15 protein-coding genes are annotated in these 12939 nt (G+C 63.1%); 6 read left to right on the top strand and 9 right to left on the bottom strand.

Annotated features, from left to right (window positions below; all coding sequences use genetic code 11):
* Positions 1-55 precede the first annotated feature (55 nt).
* The 7 genes from BW992_RS04210 to BW992_RS04180 form a co-directional block, all read right to left on the bottom strand.
* Positions 56-1189 (bottom strand): AGE family epimerase/isomerase, encoded by a 1134-nt coding sequence (locus tag BW992_RS04210; protein ID WP_076405660.1) that lies wholly within the window; start codon positions 1187-1189, stop codon positions 56-58.
* 130 nt (positions 1190-1319) lie between these two features.
* On the bottom strand, positions 1320-1892 hold the full coding sequence (locus BW992_RS04205; RefSeq protein WP_072431704.1) for a HupE/UreJ family protein: 573 nt from the start codon (positions 1890-1892) through the stop codon (positions 1320-1322).
* Between the two features lie 46 nt (positions 1893-1938).
* Positions 1939-2553, bottom strand: a complete 615-nt coding sequence (gene ureG / locus BW992_RS04200; RefSeq protein WP_072397878.1) for an urease accessory protein UreG — start codon at positions 2551-2553, stop codon at positions 1939-1941.
* A gap of 9 nt (positions 2554-2562) precedes the next feature.
* Positions 2563-3237: an urease accessory protein UreF gene (locus tag BW992_RS04195; protein WP_076405658.1), complete on the bottom strand. Its 675-nt coding sequence runs from the start codon at positions 3235-3237 to the stop codon at positions 2563-2565.
* Positions 3234-3734 (bottom strand): urease accessory protein UreE, encoded by a 501-nt coding sequence (gene ureE, locus BW992_RS04190; protein ID WP_072397876.1) that lies wholly within the window; start codon positions 3732-3734, stop codon positions 3234-3236. Before ureE ends, BW992_RS04195 begins: the two co-directional genes overlap by 4 nt.
* Before the next feature lie 209 nt (positions 3735-3943).
* Positions 3944-4576 carry a TetR family transcriptional regulator gene (locus tag BW992_RS04185; RefSeq protein ID WP_072397875.1) on the bottom strand — a complete coding sequence of 211 codons (633 nt, stop codon included), beginning with the start codon at positions 4574-4576 and terminating at the stop codon, positions 3944-3946.
* 154 nt (positions 4577-4730) lie between these two features.
* On the bottom strand, positions 4731-5198 hold the full coding sequence (locus BW992_RS04180; protein ID WP_076405656.1) for a hypothetical protein: 468 nt from the start codon (positions 5196-5198) through the stop codon (positions 4731-4733).
* A 359-nt stretch (positions 5199-5557) separates the two neighbouring features.
* Here BW992_RS04180 and BW992_RS04175 point away from each other — a divergent pair, with 359 nt between their 5' ends.
* Positions 5558-7633 carry an AsmA family protein gene (locus BW992_RS04175; RefSeq protein WP_072431707.1) on the top strand — a complete coding sequence of 692 codons (2076 nt, stop codon included), beginning with the start codon at positions 5558-5560 and terminating at the stop codon, positions 7631-7633.
* 100 nt (positions 7634-7733) lie between these two features.
* On the opposite strand, the gene BW992_RS04170 is transcribed toward BW992_RS04175, so the two are convergent.
* Together BW992_RS04170 and BW992_RS04165 are read right to left on the bottom strand one after the other, a co-directional pair.
* Positions 7734-8264: a ferritin-like domain-containing protein gene (locus BW992_RS04170; protein WP_072397873.1), complete on the bottom strand. Its 531-nt coding sequence runs from the start codon at positions 8262-8264 to the stop codon at positions 7734-7736.
* A gap of 144 nt (positions 8265-8408) precedes the next feature.
* A complete protein-coding gene (locus BW992_RS04165) occupies positions 8409-9332 on the bottom strand; it encodes a LysR substrate-binding domain-containing protein (RefSeq protein WP_072397872.1) in 924 nt (307 codons plus the stop codon).
* A gap of 135 nt (positions 9333-9467) precedes the next feature.
* Between BW992_RS04165 and BW992_RS04160 the strand changes: the two genes are divergently transcribed.
* From BW992_RS04160 to BW992_RS04140, 5 genes are all read left to right on the top strand, one after another.
* Positions 9468-10106: an FMN-dependent NADH-azoreductase gene (locus BW992_RS04160; protein ID WP_072431708.1), complete on the top strand. Its 639-nt coding sequence runs from the start codon at positions 9468-9470 to the stop codon at positions 10104-10106.
* Positions 10106-10411, top strand: coding sequence for a DMT family transporter (locus BW992_RS04155; protein WP_072397870.1), 306 nt, complete (start codon positions 10106-10108; stop codon positions 10409-10411). Before BW992_RS04160 ends, BW992_RS04155 begins: the two co-directional genes overlap by 1 nt.
* A 72-nt stretch (positions 10412-10483) precedes the next feature.
* The gene (locus tag BW992_RS04150; RefSeq protein ID WP_076405654.1) at positions 10484-11374 is read left to right on the top strand and encodes an esterase/lipase family protein; all 891 of its coding nucleotides are present in this window, start codon (positions 10484-10486) and stop codon (positions 11372-11374) included.
* 75 nt (positions 11375-11449) lie between these two features.
* On the top strand, positions 11450-11743 hold the full coding sequence (locus tag BW992_RS04145) for a PsiF family protein (protein ID WP_072397868.1): 294 nt from the start codon (positions 11450-11452) through the stop codon (positions 11741-11743).
* A gap of 176 nt (positions 11744-11919) precedes the next feature.
* Positions 11920-12933, top strand: coding sequence for an AI-2E family transporter (locus BW992_RS04140; RefSeq protein WP_072431711.1), 1014 nt, complete (start codon positions 11920-11922; stop codon positions 12931-12933).
* The last annotated feature ends 6 nt before the right edge of the window (positions 12934-12939 follow it).

Raw genomic sequence — 12939 nt, 5'->3', positions numbered from 1 at the left:
CTGCGCAGCCCTGCGAGCGGTGCGACGTTTCGCTAGATCCCTCGCCACAGAGGCGCTATGCCAGGTACTCGGCAAGTCCGCGATAGCAGGTCAGCAGGTGATACGGCGTGGTGGAGGGCATGTCCCGACGGCTGACGACGCCGTCGGCGTCCAGGCATTCGTTCCAGCCTCTGTTATGCAGGAAATGTTGCTGCAACGCCTGCAACTGACGCAGCAAAGCCCCCTGGTTCCCCGGGCGTAACGTGAGTGCCCGCAGGTATTCGGCCTGGGCCCAGATGCGTTGGGTCGCGTCCCGTGGCGTCGCTTGCGGTTGCGGGTCGAGCATGGCGCACACCGCCCCGGATTTCATGTCCACGCCCTGTCGTTCGCTCTGATCGAAGCTGTGCTCCAGGGCCGTGTGCAACGTGCCGCCACGCAACAAGGGCGACGAGGCCAGCAGGTAATACCATTCGAACTGGTGGCCCGGCTCGTACCAGTTATCCACAGCCCCGAGGGGCTTCTCCATCATGACGCGCTGCTGCGGGTCAATGAAACGCTCGGACATCCCATCACACAACGCCAGCAATGCCTGTCGGACAGTGGCGTCGTCACGCACAGAAAGCACGGCGAGGAACGCTTCGGCCAGATGCATCAGGGGGTTCTGCAGGGGGCCTGTTCCGAGCTCGGACCAGTCGCGCCCGAGGCTGGCCTCATAGAGCCCGTCGTGGCTGGCGAAGCGCTGGGCGATGACTTGCAGGGCGGCGTTGAGTACCGACTCCACCAGCGGCTCGCGAACCTTGGCCCAGTAATGGGCACAGGCGAAAAGGATGAAGGCGTGGGTGTAGAGGTCCTTGGTTGAATCCAGCGGCGCGCCTTGCGGGTCGATGCTGTAGAACCAGCCGCCGTGTTCGGCATCGTGGAAGTGCCGCTGCAACGAGCGAAACAGTGCAGAGGCACGTTCTGCGGCGCCTGGCACCTCGCCCATCAGACTGGAGAACACATACAACTGTCGCGCACAGGCCATGGCGCGGTAGCGCTGGGGTGGCAGCGGCGCATGTCCGGCATCCAGGGCTTCATAGGGCAGTGCCAGTTCGGCGTTCCAACCCGGGCCTTGCCACATCGGCACGATCACGTCGTGAAAATGCTGACGCACTGTTGCGAACAGGGCGATCAATTCAGGCTGGGGAGCGGGGCGGGAAGCATCAGGCATCGGTGGAAGTCGTCACGGCTGGGGGCGATTGCGCGACATGGTAGCAGAGTGACCGACTCCAGAGAGATGGCGCCTGCAAGTCCGTCATCGCGAGCAAGCGCGCGATGACGGCCTGGCAGGCGCTAAAGAATCAGCCCGCCAGCAACCAAACCCCAGTCGCCGCCGAAGCTGCCCCGGCCAATCGAATCAACGGCGCCGCTGCCCGAGGCAACACCCGCACCAGCGCGAAACCTGCACCATGCAGCGCCGCCGTGGCTGCGACAAAGCCTGTCGCATAAGCCCACGGGGTCGACATGTCCGGCAATTCCAAGCCATGGGCGATGCCATGGAACAGCGCAAACAGGGCGGTTGCACCGACCGCCAGGCCCAGCGGCGGACGCACCGCCAGTGCCACGGCCAGGCCCAGGGCGAGCACCGAGGCGGCGATGCCGCTTTCCAGCGCCGGCAGGTCCAGGCCTTCAAAGCCCAGCAGGCCGCCAAGCAGCATCGTACCGACGAAGGTGCATGGCAATGCCCAGCGCGCGGCGCCTTGTTGTTGCGCAGCCCACAAACCGACCGCCAGCATCGCCAGCAAATGGTCGAGCCCGCCGATGGGATGGCCGAGGCCGGCGGTCAGGCCATTGTCGCCGTGGCCGGGGTGGGCGAATGCCAGGGCCGGAGTCAGCAGCAGGGCCAGGGCGCCAAAGAGGCGTTTGAGTGTCATGGATAAGCTTCCTTGTTGATTGTGGAAAAGGCGGGAGTTCCGGCTGTCAGGCGGCTGTCAGCAGGCCCTGGCGCTCGATGAAGGCGATGATTTCGTCCAGGCCCTGGCCGGTTTTCTGGTTGCTGAAGACGAAGGGCTTGCCGTTGCGCATCCGCCGGGTGTCGCTGTCCATCATTTCCAGGGATGCCCCCACCAGCGGTGCCAGGTCGATCTTGTTGATCACCAGCAAATCGGATTTGCAGATGCCCGGCCCGCCCTTGCGCGGCAGTTTGTCGCCAGCCGATACGTCGATCACATAGAGGGTCAGGTCCGACAGCTCCGGGCTGAAGGTGGCCGAGAGGTTGTCGCCGCCGGATTCCACCAGGATCAGGTCCAGCCCGGGGAAGCGTCGGTTCAGCTGGTCCACCGCTTCCAGGTTGATCGACGCATCCTCGCGGATGGCGGTATGGGGGCAACCGCCGGTCTCCACGCCAATGATTCGCTCCGGCGCCAGGGCCTGGTTGCGCACCAGGAAATCGGCATCTTCGCGGGTGTAGATGTCGTTGGTGACCACTGCCAGGTTGTAGCGTTCGCGCAGGGCCAGGCACAGGGCCAGGGTCAGCGCGGTTTTGCCGGAACCGACCGGGCCGCCGATACCGACGCGCAAAGGTTGTGTATTCATGTGGGTCTCCTAGGAACGGAACAGACGGCTGTACTGGCGCTCATGGGCCATGCACGCCAGGGACAGGCCAAACGCGGCGCTGCCGTAGTGCTCGGGGTCGATGTTCGATGCGTTGTGCTGGGCCTGTTGCAACAGCGGCAGCAGTTCGCTGGTCAGGCGCTGGGCCGCTTGCTGGCCCAGGGGCAGGGTTTTCATCAGCACCGCCAGCTGGTTTTCCAGCCAGCTCCATAGCCAGGCGGCGAGGGCATCCTGGGGGGTGATGTGCCAGGCGCGGGCCGCCAGGGCCCAGGCCAGTGCCAGGTGTGGCTCGGTGCATTGTTCGAAGAAACCCTGGGCCGCGACGTCGAGTTCCGGCAGGCCGCCCAGCAGTTGTTGCAGCGAATACCCCATCTGCCGGCTTTCCTGGTGCAGCTCGCGGGTTTCCCGGCTGGCGCGATGGGTTTCACAGTGTTGCCGCAGGGCATCCCAATCGTCGGCCGCGGCGGCTGTGCAGTGTGCCAGTAGCAAGGGGGCCTCGAAGCGTGCCAGGTTCAGCAGCAATTGATCGCCGATCCAGCGACGCGCATCATCGGGATGCTTGATCCAGCCGTTGTCCACTGCCATTTCCAGGCCCTGGGAATAGCTGTAGCCGCCGATCGGCAATTGCGGGCTGGCCAGACGCAGCAGCGCCCAGGCCGGATTCATGGACGCACGCCGAACTGATGCAGGCGCGGCGCGTAATTGAAATCCTCGTCGCCGTGTCGCGAATGATGATGGCCGCCGCCGTAGGCGCCATGTTCGGGCTGGAACGGCGCTTCGATGGATTCGGCGCGGGCACCCAGTTGTTCGAGCATCGCCTTGAGCACGTAGTCGTCCAGCAGGCGCAGCCAGCCATCCCCCACTTGCAGGGCGACATGACGGTTGCCCAGGTGATAAGCCGCCCGGGTCAATTCGAAGGCGTTGGTGCAGGTGACATGCAGCAACTGTTCGGGACGAGCGCACACCCGCACGACACGACCGTCCTCGGCCTGCAGGCATTCGCCGTCGTACAGCGGTGGCTGGCCCCGTTCCAAAAACAACCCCACATCTTCACCCTCGGCACTGAAACAGCGCAGGCGGCTTTTGCTGCGGGCGTCGAAAGTCAGGTGCAGCTCTGCATCCCAGCAGGATTGAATGTCGATTCTGCGATGAATCACCAGCATCGGAGTGCTTCCAGCAATGAACGGTGCGGTGTTTAGAGCAAGGGGCTTGCCAAGGGATGCCGGTGTAGGAAAAAGCAATGGGAATGGGCGGATGGCGCTTCAGTGAATGAAGGTGGGCGCATTGATTTGGTGCGCGATACTGGCGGGTGCACCATTTTGTGAAGTGGGGTGTGCCCGCAAAGGGAACGCTCAAGAGCGTCCGTCGGCAGTCACTCCGTGCTGCCCAGTCCGCGCCAGTGCTTGAGGCCGATGAAAATGAAGCGCAATTGCTGGGTGATCTTCACCTGGGGGGTGAGATGGTCAGGCAGGGCTTCGGCGGGAGGGTCGATGATATCGGGGAGGGTGGCGAACACGCTCTTGACGATGAGATCGGCCATCACGCTCAGCCCGGCAAGGTCCAGATGCTGGAGCTTGGGCATGAGCGCGAGGTCGGCGGCCAGGTCCGAGCTGATACCTTCGCGCAGTTGTGCGATGGCCTGGCGTACGGGCAGGGAGCCGCCGTACTGCTCGCGGGCAAGGAACAGGAACTGTGAACGGTTGGCTTGCACGACATCGAGAAAAATCCGCACCGAGGCATCGATGATGCCGCCCATGACGAACTCGTTATGGCGCACCAGACGGATGGTTTCGCGAAAGGTCTGGCCAACCTCGCTGACCAGCGCCAGGCCCAGTTGGTCCATGTCATCGAAGTGCCGGTAGAAGCCGGTGGGCACGATGCCCGCTGTCCTGGCGACTTCCCTCAGGCTCAGGCTGCCGAACCCACGGCCACACTCCATCAGATGACGGGCTGCGTCCATCAGGGCATTTCGAGTCTGTTGTTTCTGTTCGGCACGGGGCAGCATCGCAGGGCTGGCTTCTGATTCTGGGGAGCGATGCACTCTAGCAAATCGGCTTTGCCGGCGTCGAACGGTAGAAGGAAAGGGGCGGGAAACACGGGGTCTTGAAAGTCAAAAGCCCGATTGAAGGAATCGGGCTTTTTTCCGGGCCACCATGGGCTCAGCTCACTTGGTCACGACGATCGATGACGCGGTCGCCACCGTCTGCTGCGAAAAGCTGGCCTTGTGGGGTGCGATCAGAGCCACCTTCGACCAGGCCTTTCTCTTCCAGCCGGTCACGACCGCCTTCGGCCAGGGATTCGCCCAGCGGGGTACGGTCGGAACCACCTTCGGCCAGGGACTCGCCCAGTGGGGTACGGTCGGAACCACCTTCGGCCAGGGACTCGCCCAGTGGGGTGCGGTCGGAACCACCTTCGGCCAGGGACTCGCCCAGTGGGGTGCGGTCGGAACCACCTTCGGCCAGGGATTCGCCCAGTGGGGTGCGGTCGGATCCACCTTCAGCTACCGTCTGGCTGTAGACAGAATGACTGTCCTTGACCTGTGGGGTGGCTTGCTCGGAGGCTGGCAGTGCAAAAGCAGTGGAAGCCAGCAGTGAAAGGGAAAGGCTCATCAGTAATTGGCGTTTCATGATCGTTGCTCCTTGGGAGGGCGATAAAGTGGGTACGGAGGCAATGCTACTCTCGATAAGTCGATATAAAAGTTCATAAACGCAATGGTAATAATCAACGGAATTGATTGTTCGGGCGGGAGGCTCTAGATCGCGGGTTTCCGAGGTGCGCTTTTGCACCGTGGTGGGTATTTTGTACTCACTGGTGCCACGCAAATGTGCGGGGGCGGTAACAGATGCCTGGCGGATCGGTCAGGTTTTCGCCCTTGGGCGTTAAACCTGTTGGGTGTTTCGCCAGTCTCACTATCAACGAACCGACGACAGGTTCGACTTTCAGGCGTCGCGGTCCGGGCGCCGGTCTTTCATCAGGAGCCTTGTGCATGACGCGCACTTCAAAAATCCTTGCCTGGAGCTTTGCCAGCCTCGTTGTGCTGCTGGCGGCGCTGGTGCTGGTCATAGCCTTTTTCGACTGGAACCGGATCAAGCCGGCACTCAATGCCAAGGTTTCCGAAGAGTTGCATCGCCCGTTCGCCATCAACGGCAACCTGGCCGTGCTCTGGCAACGCGAGCAACAGGAGGGTGGCTGGCGAGGGTGGGTGCCGTGGCCTCATGTGGTGGCCGAGGACCTGACCCTGGGCAATCCCGACTGGTCGAAAAGCCCGCAGATGGCCACGCTCGAGCGCGTGGAGCTGCGCATCTCGCCCTTGGCCTTGCTGGCCCGGCGCGTGGCGATCCCCCGTATCGACCTGACCGGTCCCAACGCCAATCTGCAACGCCTGGCGGACGGCCGTGCGAACTGGGCGTTCCAGTTCGATCCGAAAGACCCGGACGCCGAGCCGTCGAGCTGGACGGTGGACATTGGGGCCATCGGCTTCGACAAGGGGCATGTCACCCTGGACGACCAGACATTGAAAACCCGTCTCGACCTGGTGATCGAGCTGCTGGGCAAGCCTGTCCCGTTCAGCGATATCGTCGGTGAAAAGACCGCCAGCAAAGCCCGTGACCAGGGGGCACTGCCCCAGGACTACGCATTCGCCTTCAAGGTCGACGGGCAATATCACGGCCAGGGCCTCAGCGGTTCCGGCAAGGTCGGCGGCCTGCTGGCTCTGCAGGATGCGACACAGCCCTTCCCATTGCAGGCCCAGGCGAAGATCGCCGAGACCCGCATCGAGCTGGCCGGGACCCTCACCGACCCGAAGAACCTGGGTGCCCTGGACCTGCGCCTGAAACTGGCCGGCAGCAACCTGGCCCATCTTTACCCGCTGACGGGGGTAACGCTGCCCGATTCGCCGCCTTATGCCACCGACGGTCACCTGGTTGCCAAGCTCCATGAGCCGGCTGGTGCGTTGTTTCGCTATGAGGCGTTCAACGGCAGGATCGGCGACAGTGATATCCATGGCGACCTGGCCTATGCTGCCGGTGAGCCGCGCCCCAAGCTCAGTGGCGCGCTGGTGTCCGATCAGCTGCTGTTCAGCGACCTGGCCCCCCTGATCGGCGCAGACTCCAACACCGAACAGAAGGCCCGCGGCGCGGCCAGCAAACAACCTTCGGACAAGGTCTTGCCCGTGGAGGAGTTCCGTACCGAGCGTTGGAGCGCAATGGATGCCGACGTGGAGTTCACCGGTAAACGCATCGTCCACAGTGAGCAGTTGCCCTTCAACGATCTTTATACCCACCTGGTGCTCACCGATGGCCAGTTGAGCCTCGAGCCCCTGCGGTTCGGGGTAGCGGGTGGTCGGCTCGACGCGCAGATCCGCCTCAACGGCCATACCCAGCCTTTGGAGGGAAGGGCTCGGCTCACGGCTCGCGGTTTCAAGCTCAAGCAACTGTTTCCAGGGTTCGAGCCGATGAAAACCAGTTTCGGCGAGCTGAACGGCGATGCCGATATCGCCGGGCGAGGAAACTCGGTGGCTGCCTTGCTGGGCACGTCCAATGGCACGTTGAAGATGCTCATCAACGACGGTGCCATCAGTCGCGAATTGATGGAGTTGGCGGGATTGAACGTCGGCAACTACGTGGTGGGGAAAATCTTTGGCGACAAGGAGGTGAAGATCAACTGCGCGGCGGCGGATTTCGACATCAAGAGCGGCCTGGCGACCACCCGCCTGTTTGTCTTCGACACCGAAAACGCGATCATCTACGTCGATGGCACGGCGAACATGGCCACCGAACAACTGGACCTGACCGTCACGCCGGAGTCCAAGGGCTGGCGGCTGATTTCCCTGCGCTCGCCACTCTATGTCCGGGGCCCATTCGCCAAGCCGTCGGCGGGCGTCAAGGCCGTGCCGCTGATGCTGCGCGGAGCCGGCATGGTGGCGCTGGGAGTGATCGCCGCGCCAGCGGCCGGGTTGCTGGCGCTGGTGGCGCCCAGCGGCGGCGAACCTAACCAGTGCGCACCGTTGCTGGAGCAGATGAAGGCCGGCAAGGCACCGGTCACGGTCAAGCCTACCCGTTGAACGCCGGGCTCATGGGCCGGCTCAGGGCCCGGATCGCGAGCAGGCTCGCCCCTTCATCTGGCCGGTGCCCGGGGGAGCGAGCCTGTCCACGTCAGCGGGATTACAGATCGGCCAGAATATCGGCCATGTCATCGGCGTGTTCTTCTTCCTGGGCCAGGATGTCCTCGAAAATACGCCGGGTGGTCGGGTCTTTCTCACCGATGTACTGGATGATTTCCCGGTAGCTGTCGATGGCGATGCGCTCGGCCACCAGGTCTTCATAGACCATTTCCTTGAGCGTATTGCCCGCGACGTACTGGGCGTGGGAATTGCGGGTCAGCAGGTCAGGGTTGAACTCCGGCTCGCCACCCAGCTGGACGATGCGTTCGGCCAGTTTGTCGGCGTGTTCGGCTTCCTGGTTCGCGTGCTCGAGGAACTCGCTGGCGGCCACGCTGGCCTTGAGGCCGGTGGCCATGAAGTAGTGGCGCTTGTAGCGCAGCACGCACACCAGCTCGGTGGCCAGCGCTTCGTTGAGCAGGCGCACGACTTCCTGTCGATCGGCGTTGTAGCCCTCGGTCACTGCGCCGTTCTGCACGTTTTGGCGCGCCCGCTCGCGCAGGGTGGTTACATCGGTCAAGTGCATGTCGCTCATCTCGTTCTCCTGGAGGCTGATCCGGTTGTATGTCGCGCTCTGTCGGCGTGATCATTTCTGGGCGTTGTACGAACGATGCCTGTCGCCGCTCGGCGACTTTTCGTACAACGCCTATGGTGGGAGTCATGAGCGAAAGGAAAAGTTTTATGAAACTGTCCGAGCGACCGGCAAGTGCTGCGAGCCGGACAGGCGTACCTCCTCCTCCAGCCATTTGAAGAACGCACGCACCGGTGGATGGCGTTCGCGACCCGGTACGCACAGGGCGCTGTAACCGGCGCCATCGACCTGGACCTGCGGGCGGTAGCCCACCAGCAGGCCGCTGGCGACGCTTTCGGACACCAGGATGTTGCTTGCCAGCACCAGGCCTTGCCCGGCGATCGCCGCTTGCAAGGCGTAGTGCTCCTCGTCGTATTCGCGTATGCAGGGCTGCCGGGTGAGCCAGTTTTCCCCGGCCTGGGCGCACCAGGCATCCCAGCCATGGGCGTACAGCTTGGAGTTGTGCCAGCGCACGCTGATCAACGTTGGCGTCTGCTCGGCCGCGAGGGCTACTTGCCCGGGCGAGCCATACACGCCGAAGCGCTCGTCGAACAGACACAAACCGTACAGGTTCGGGTAGTCATCGAGGCTGTAGCGCACCACCAGGTCGACGCTGGCGTCCTGATGCAGGTCGATCACTTCGCAATGGGTGTCCAGGCGCACCTTGATGTCCGGATGCCGCGCATAGAAGCGCCCCAGTCGCGGCACCAGCCAGAGTGCGGCGAACGCGGCGGTGGTGGAAAGTGTCAGGTGGGTGCCGCTGCGTTGCGGGCGCAAGGTATCGACACTTTGCGCCACGTCCAGCAGGGCGCCGTGCAGGCTGTGGAACAGGCGTTGGCCGCCGTCGGTCAGTCGCACCTGGCGTGGCAAGCGTTCGAACAATTGCACGCCGAGCCAGGTTTCCAGGGCGCGGACCTGATGGGAAATCGCCGTGGGCGTCACGGCCAGCTCCTCGGCAGCGGCCTTGAAGCTGAGCAACCGCGCGGCGGATTCGAAGGCGCGCAGGGCGTTGAGGGGCAGGTTGGCGAACATCGAGGCTCCAGATTGGCTGGATGGATGAGATTTATTCATCCAGGTTGATAAGCGCTCATTTGCATGGGGGCTTTGAAAGACCGCATTTTGAGGCTCCAGGCAGTTTTCATTGTAGATGAATCAAAGGAGCTTCAGATGAGCAGTGTTCTTGTGGTGCATGGCAGTCCGCGTGGTGAACGTTCCCATTCCCGGCGTCTGGCCGAAACCTTTCTGTCGGCCTGGCAGGCCGTCCATCCCGACGCCCTGACGACTCGTCGTGAAGTGGGGCGCACCTTGATACCACCGGTCAACGAAGCCTTCATTGCCGCCGCCTTCTATCCCGAGCCCCAGGCACGGCCGCTGACCATTCAGGCGGACCTGGCATTGAGCGACACTCTGGTCGCGGAGCTGCGGGCCCACGACCGGCTGGTGATTTCCGCGCCCATGCACAACTTCAGCGTGCCGGGCGGGGTGAAGGCGTGGATCGATCAAATCGTGCGGATCGGCCTGACCTTCAACCACAGCCTGGACAACGGTGTCTCGCATTACGAGCCGCTGGTGCTGGGCAAGAAAGCCCTGATCGTGACCAGCCGTGGCGACTTCGGCTTCGGTCCCGGCGGACAGCTGGAGGCGATGAACCATGCCGACACCCTGTTGCGCACGGTCCTGGGGTTTATCGGCATCACCGATGTGACCGTGGTTGCCGCCGAAGGCGAAGAATCGGCCGAGCGCAGCTTTGCCCAGTCCTGCGCTGAGGCCGAGCAGCGCCTGCTGGCGTTGGCGCGGACCTTCTGATGGCCTGGGTCTATCTGCTGGTGGCGGCCGGCTTCGAGGTCACGTTCGCCATGGGCATGAAATACGCCGAAGGCTTCACCCGTCCATGGCCCTCGCTGATCACGGTGGTGGCCGCGGTCGGCGGAATCTGGTTCCTGACACTGTCAATGCGCGAACTGCCGGTGAGCGTGGCGTATCCGATCTGGACGGCTATCGGCTCCCTGGGCACCGTATTGCTGGGATTCGTGCTGCTGGGGGAAAGCCTGACGCTGGTCAAGCTGGTCTCGGTGGGGCTGATCGTGGCGGGGGTGAGCGGGCTGAAGTGACGGGGGTGTCATAGACTGGTCATCATCGATGCCGATGCTGGCACCCCCCTCCGATCACAAGGACGTCCACCCATGTCGCAACAATGTGCCACCCGCTATCCGTTGGTGCTGGTTCCGGGAATGCTCGGGTTCATTCGCCTGGTGCTGTATCCGTACTGGTATGGGATCGTCTCGGCGCTGCGTCGAAGAGGGGCGGTAGTGGTGGCGGTGAAAGTGTCGCCGCTGCATTCATCCGAGGTGCGTGGCGAGCAACTGCTGGTGCAGATCCAGGACATCCTGCGCCAGACCGGGGCCGGCAAGGTCAACCTGATCGGCCATAGCCAGGGCGCCCTGACGGCCCGTTACGCAGCGGCCAGGCGCCCGGACCTGGTGGCCTCGGTCACCTCGGTGGCCGGGCCCAACCACGGCTCGGAGCTGGCCGACTACCTGCGCATCCATTACCCATCCGACCGTGCCAAGGGCCGCCTGCTCAAAGCCCTGCTGTGGCTGATCAATGCCGTGATGAACCTGCTGGAGACCGGCTATCGCGGGCCGAAGCTGCCGGTGGATATCCAGGCGTCCCATGAATCCCTGACCACCGCCGGTGTGGCGCTGTTCAACGAGCGTTATCCACAGGGCCTGCCTGACACCTGGGGCGGGCAGGGGCCGGAAGAGGTCGACGGCGTACGTTATTACTCCTGGTCCGGGATCCTGCAGCCAGGCAGGACCGACAGGGGGCGCAATCTGTTCGATGGCACGAACCGCAGCTGCCGGCTGTTCGCCCGCACCTTCGTCCGCGAGGCGGGGCAGTGCGATGGCATGGTCGGGCGATTCAGTTCACACCTGGGTACGGTGATCGGCAACGACTATCCATTGGACCATTTCGACATCGTCAACCAGTCGTTGGGGTTGGTGGGGCGGGGAGCCGAGCCGGTCCGCTTGTTTGTCGAGCATGCCCAGCGCTTGAAGGCGGCCGGGGTATGAGAGGCCGTGGATGTAACGGGGATGTCTACACTGCTCTGTACCGCCGCCTCTTGCGCGGCTACAAGGAGAAGCATCATGAACCGGTTGCGTGTGCCTTTGCTGGTGGTCGGTTTACTGCTGTGTACCGAAGGTTTTGCCGCCAACTCTCAACAGACCCTGATGGTCACCTGCAATGCCGACGCCACGGCCCAGGGCCTGAAGGGCGATGCACGACGGGAATTCATGGGGGCCTGCCTCAAGACCAAGCCACCTGAAGGGCCGGTCACGCCTCAGGAACGTATGACGAGCTGCAATGCCACGGCCACGGCCCAGGCATTGAAGGGCGATGCCCGCAAGGCATTCATGAGCGATTGCCTGAAGAAAAAATAACCCGGGCCAGTGGGGCCTCATCGCGAGCAGGCCCCACTGGCGCCTGGAAAAAAATACCTGCACCTGCGACTGGGGTCGGCCGATACAATCCTTGGGCTTTTCATACAGAGCCTAGTGCTGCCCGTGGATCGCTGGCAGACTGCCAATCCTTTCACGCCGTTTCGTTCTGAGGCTGTATGCCAACGTTTTCTCAGCGTCATGTGTTGTTGGTGATCAGTTGGGTGATCATTTTTGGTGGGTTGTTGCTGGTGTTGCCGCTGCGCCTGTTGCCCAGCCTGCTGGCCGGGTTGCTGGTGTTCGAGCTGGTCAACATGTTGACCCCGCAGTTGCAGCGGTTGATCGAAGGCCGGCGCGCACGCTGGCTGGCAGTGGCGTTGCTGGGCACGCTGGTGGTCAGCGTACTGACTCTGATCTTCGCCGGCGCCTTCAGCTTTCTCCTGCATGAAGCGGAGAATCCCGGTGCGTCCCTGGACAAGTTCATGGCAGTGGTCGACCGCGCCCGCGGGCAACTGCCACCGTTCATCGATGCCTACCTGCCGGCCAGCGCCGCCGAGTTCCGGGTAGCGATCGGCGATTGGATGAGCAAGCACCTGAGCGACCTGCAACTGGTGGGCAAGGATGCGGCTCACATGTTCGTGACGCTGCTGATCGGCATGGTGCTGGGGGCCATCGTCGCCCTGCAGCGCATCCCCGACCTGACCAAGCGCAAGCCCCTGGCCGCCGCGCTGTTCGACCGCCTGAACCTGCTGGTCAAGGCGTTTCGCAACATCGTCTTCGCCCAGATCAAGATCTCCCTGCTCAACACTTTCTTCACCGGGATCTTCCTGGCGGTGGTACTGCCGTTGTTCGGAATCAAGCTGCCGCTGACCAAGACTCTGATCGTGATGACGTTCCTGCTGGGGTTGTTGCCGGTCATCGGCAATCTCATCTCCAACACCCTGATCACCATCGTCGGCCTGTCCCTGTCGATCTGGGTGGCGATGGCGGCGCTGGGTTACCTGATCGTGATCCACAAGCTGGAATATTTCCTCAATGCGCGGATCGTTGGCGGGCAGATCAGTGCCAAGTCCTGGGAACTGCTCATGGCGATGCTGGTGTTCGAAGCCGCGTTCGGCTTGCCAGGGGTGGTGGCGGGGCCGATCTACTATGCGTATCTCAAGAGTGAGTTGAAGCAGATCGGGATGGTTTGAACGCCA

The sequence above is a fragment of the Pseudomonas sp. 7SR1 genome (assembly GCF_900156465.1).
Taxonomy (GTDB): Bacteria; Pseudomonadota; Gammaproteobacteria; order Pseudomonadales; family Pseudomonadaceae; genus Aquipseudomonas.
Note: the sequence above shows the minus strand (reverse complement) of the source record. Positions and strands in the feature narration are given on the sequence as shown.

Excerpts from the sequence above, each read along its gene's own strand:
- BW992_RS04210 (WP_076405660.1), bottom strand. The coding sequence starts at position 1,189 with ATGCCTGATGCTTCCCGCCCCGCTCCCCAGCCTGAATTGATCGCCCTG.
- BW992_RS04205 (WP_072431704.1), bottom strand. The coding sequence starts at position 1,892 with ATGACACTCAAACGCCTCTTTGGCGCCCTGGCCCTGCTGCTGACTCCG.
- ureG (WP_072397878.1), bottom strand. The coding sequence starts at position 2,553 with ATGAATACACAACCTTTGCGCGTCGGTATCGGCGGCCCGGTCGGTTCC.
- BW992_RS04195 (WP_076405658.1), bottom strand. The coding sequence starts at position 3,237 with ATGAATCCGGCCTGGGCGCTGCTGCGTCTGGCCAGCCCGCAATTGCCG.
- ureE (WP_072397876.1), bottom strand. The coding sequence starts at position 3,734 with ATGCTGGTGATTCATCGCAGAATCGACATTCAATCCTGCTGGGATGCA.
- BW992_RS04185 (WP_072397875.1), bottom strand. The coding sequence starts at position 4,576 with ATGCTGCCCCGTGCCGAACAGAAACAACAGACTCGAAATGCCCTGATG.
- BW992_RS04180 (WP_076405656.1), bottom strand. The coding sequence starts at position 5,198 with ATGAAACGCCAATTACTGATGAGCCTTTCCCTTTCACTGCTGGCTTCC.
- BW992_RS04175 (WP_072431707.1), top strand. The coding sequence starts at position 5,558 with ATGACGCGCACTTCAAAAATCCTTGCCTGGAGCTTTGCCAGCCTCGTT.
- BW992_RS04170 (WP_072397873.1), bottom strand. The coding sequence starts at position 8,264 with ATGAGCGACATGCACTTGACCGATGTAACCACCCTGCGCGAGCGGGCG.
- BW992_RS04165 (WP_072397872.1), bottom strand. The coding sequence starts at position 9,332 with ATGTTCGCCAACCTGCCCCTCAACGCCCTGCGCGCCTTCGAATCCGCC.
- BW992_RS04160 (WP_072431708.1), top strand. The coding sequence starts at position 9,468 with ATGAGCAGTGTTCTTGTGGTGCATGGCAGTCCGCGTGGTGAACGTTCC.
- BW992_RS04155 (WP_072397870.1), top strand. The coding sequence starts at position 10,106 with ATGGCCTGGGTCTATCTGCTGGTGGCGGCCGGCTTCGAGGTCACGTTC.
- BW992_RS04150 (WP_076405654.1), top strand. The coding sequence starts at position 10,484 with ATGTCGCAACAATGTGCCACCCGCTATCCGTTGGTGCTGGTTCCGGGA.
- BW992_RS04145 (WP_072397868.1), top strand. The coding sequence starts at position 11,450 with ATGAACCGGTTGCGTGTGCCTTTGCTGGTGGTCGGTTTACTGCTGTGT.
- BW992_RS04140 (WP_072431711.1), top strand. The coding sequence starts at position 11,920 with ATGCCAACGTTTTCTCAGCGTCATGTGTTGTTGGTGATCAGTTGGGTG.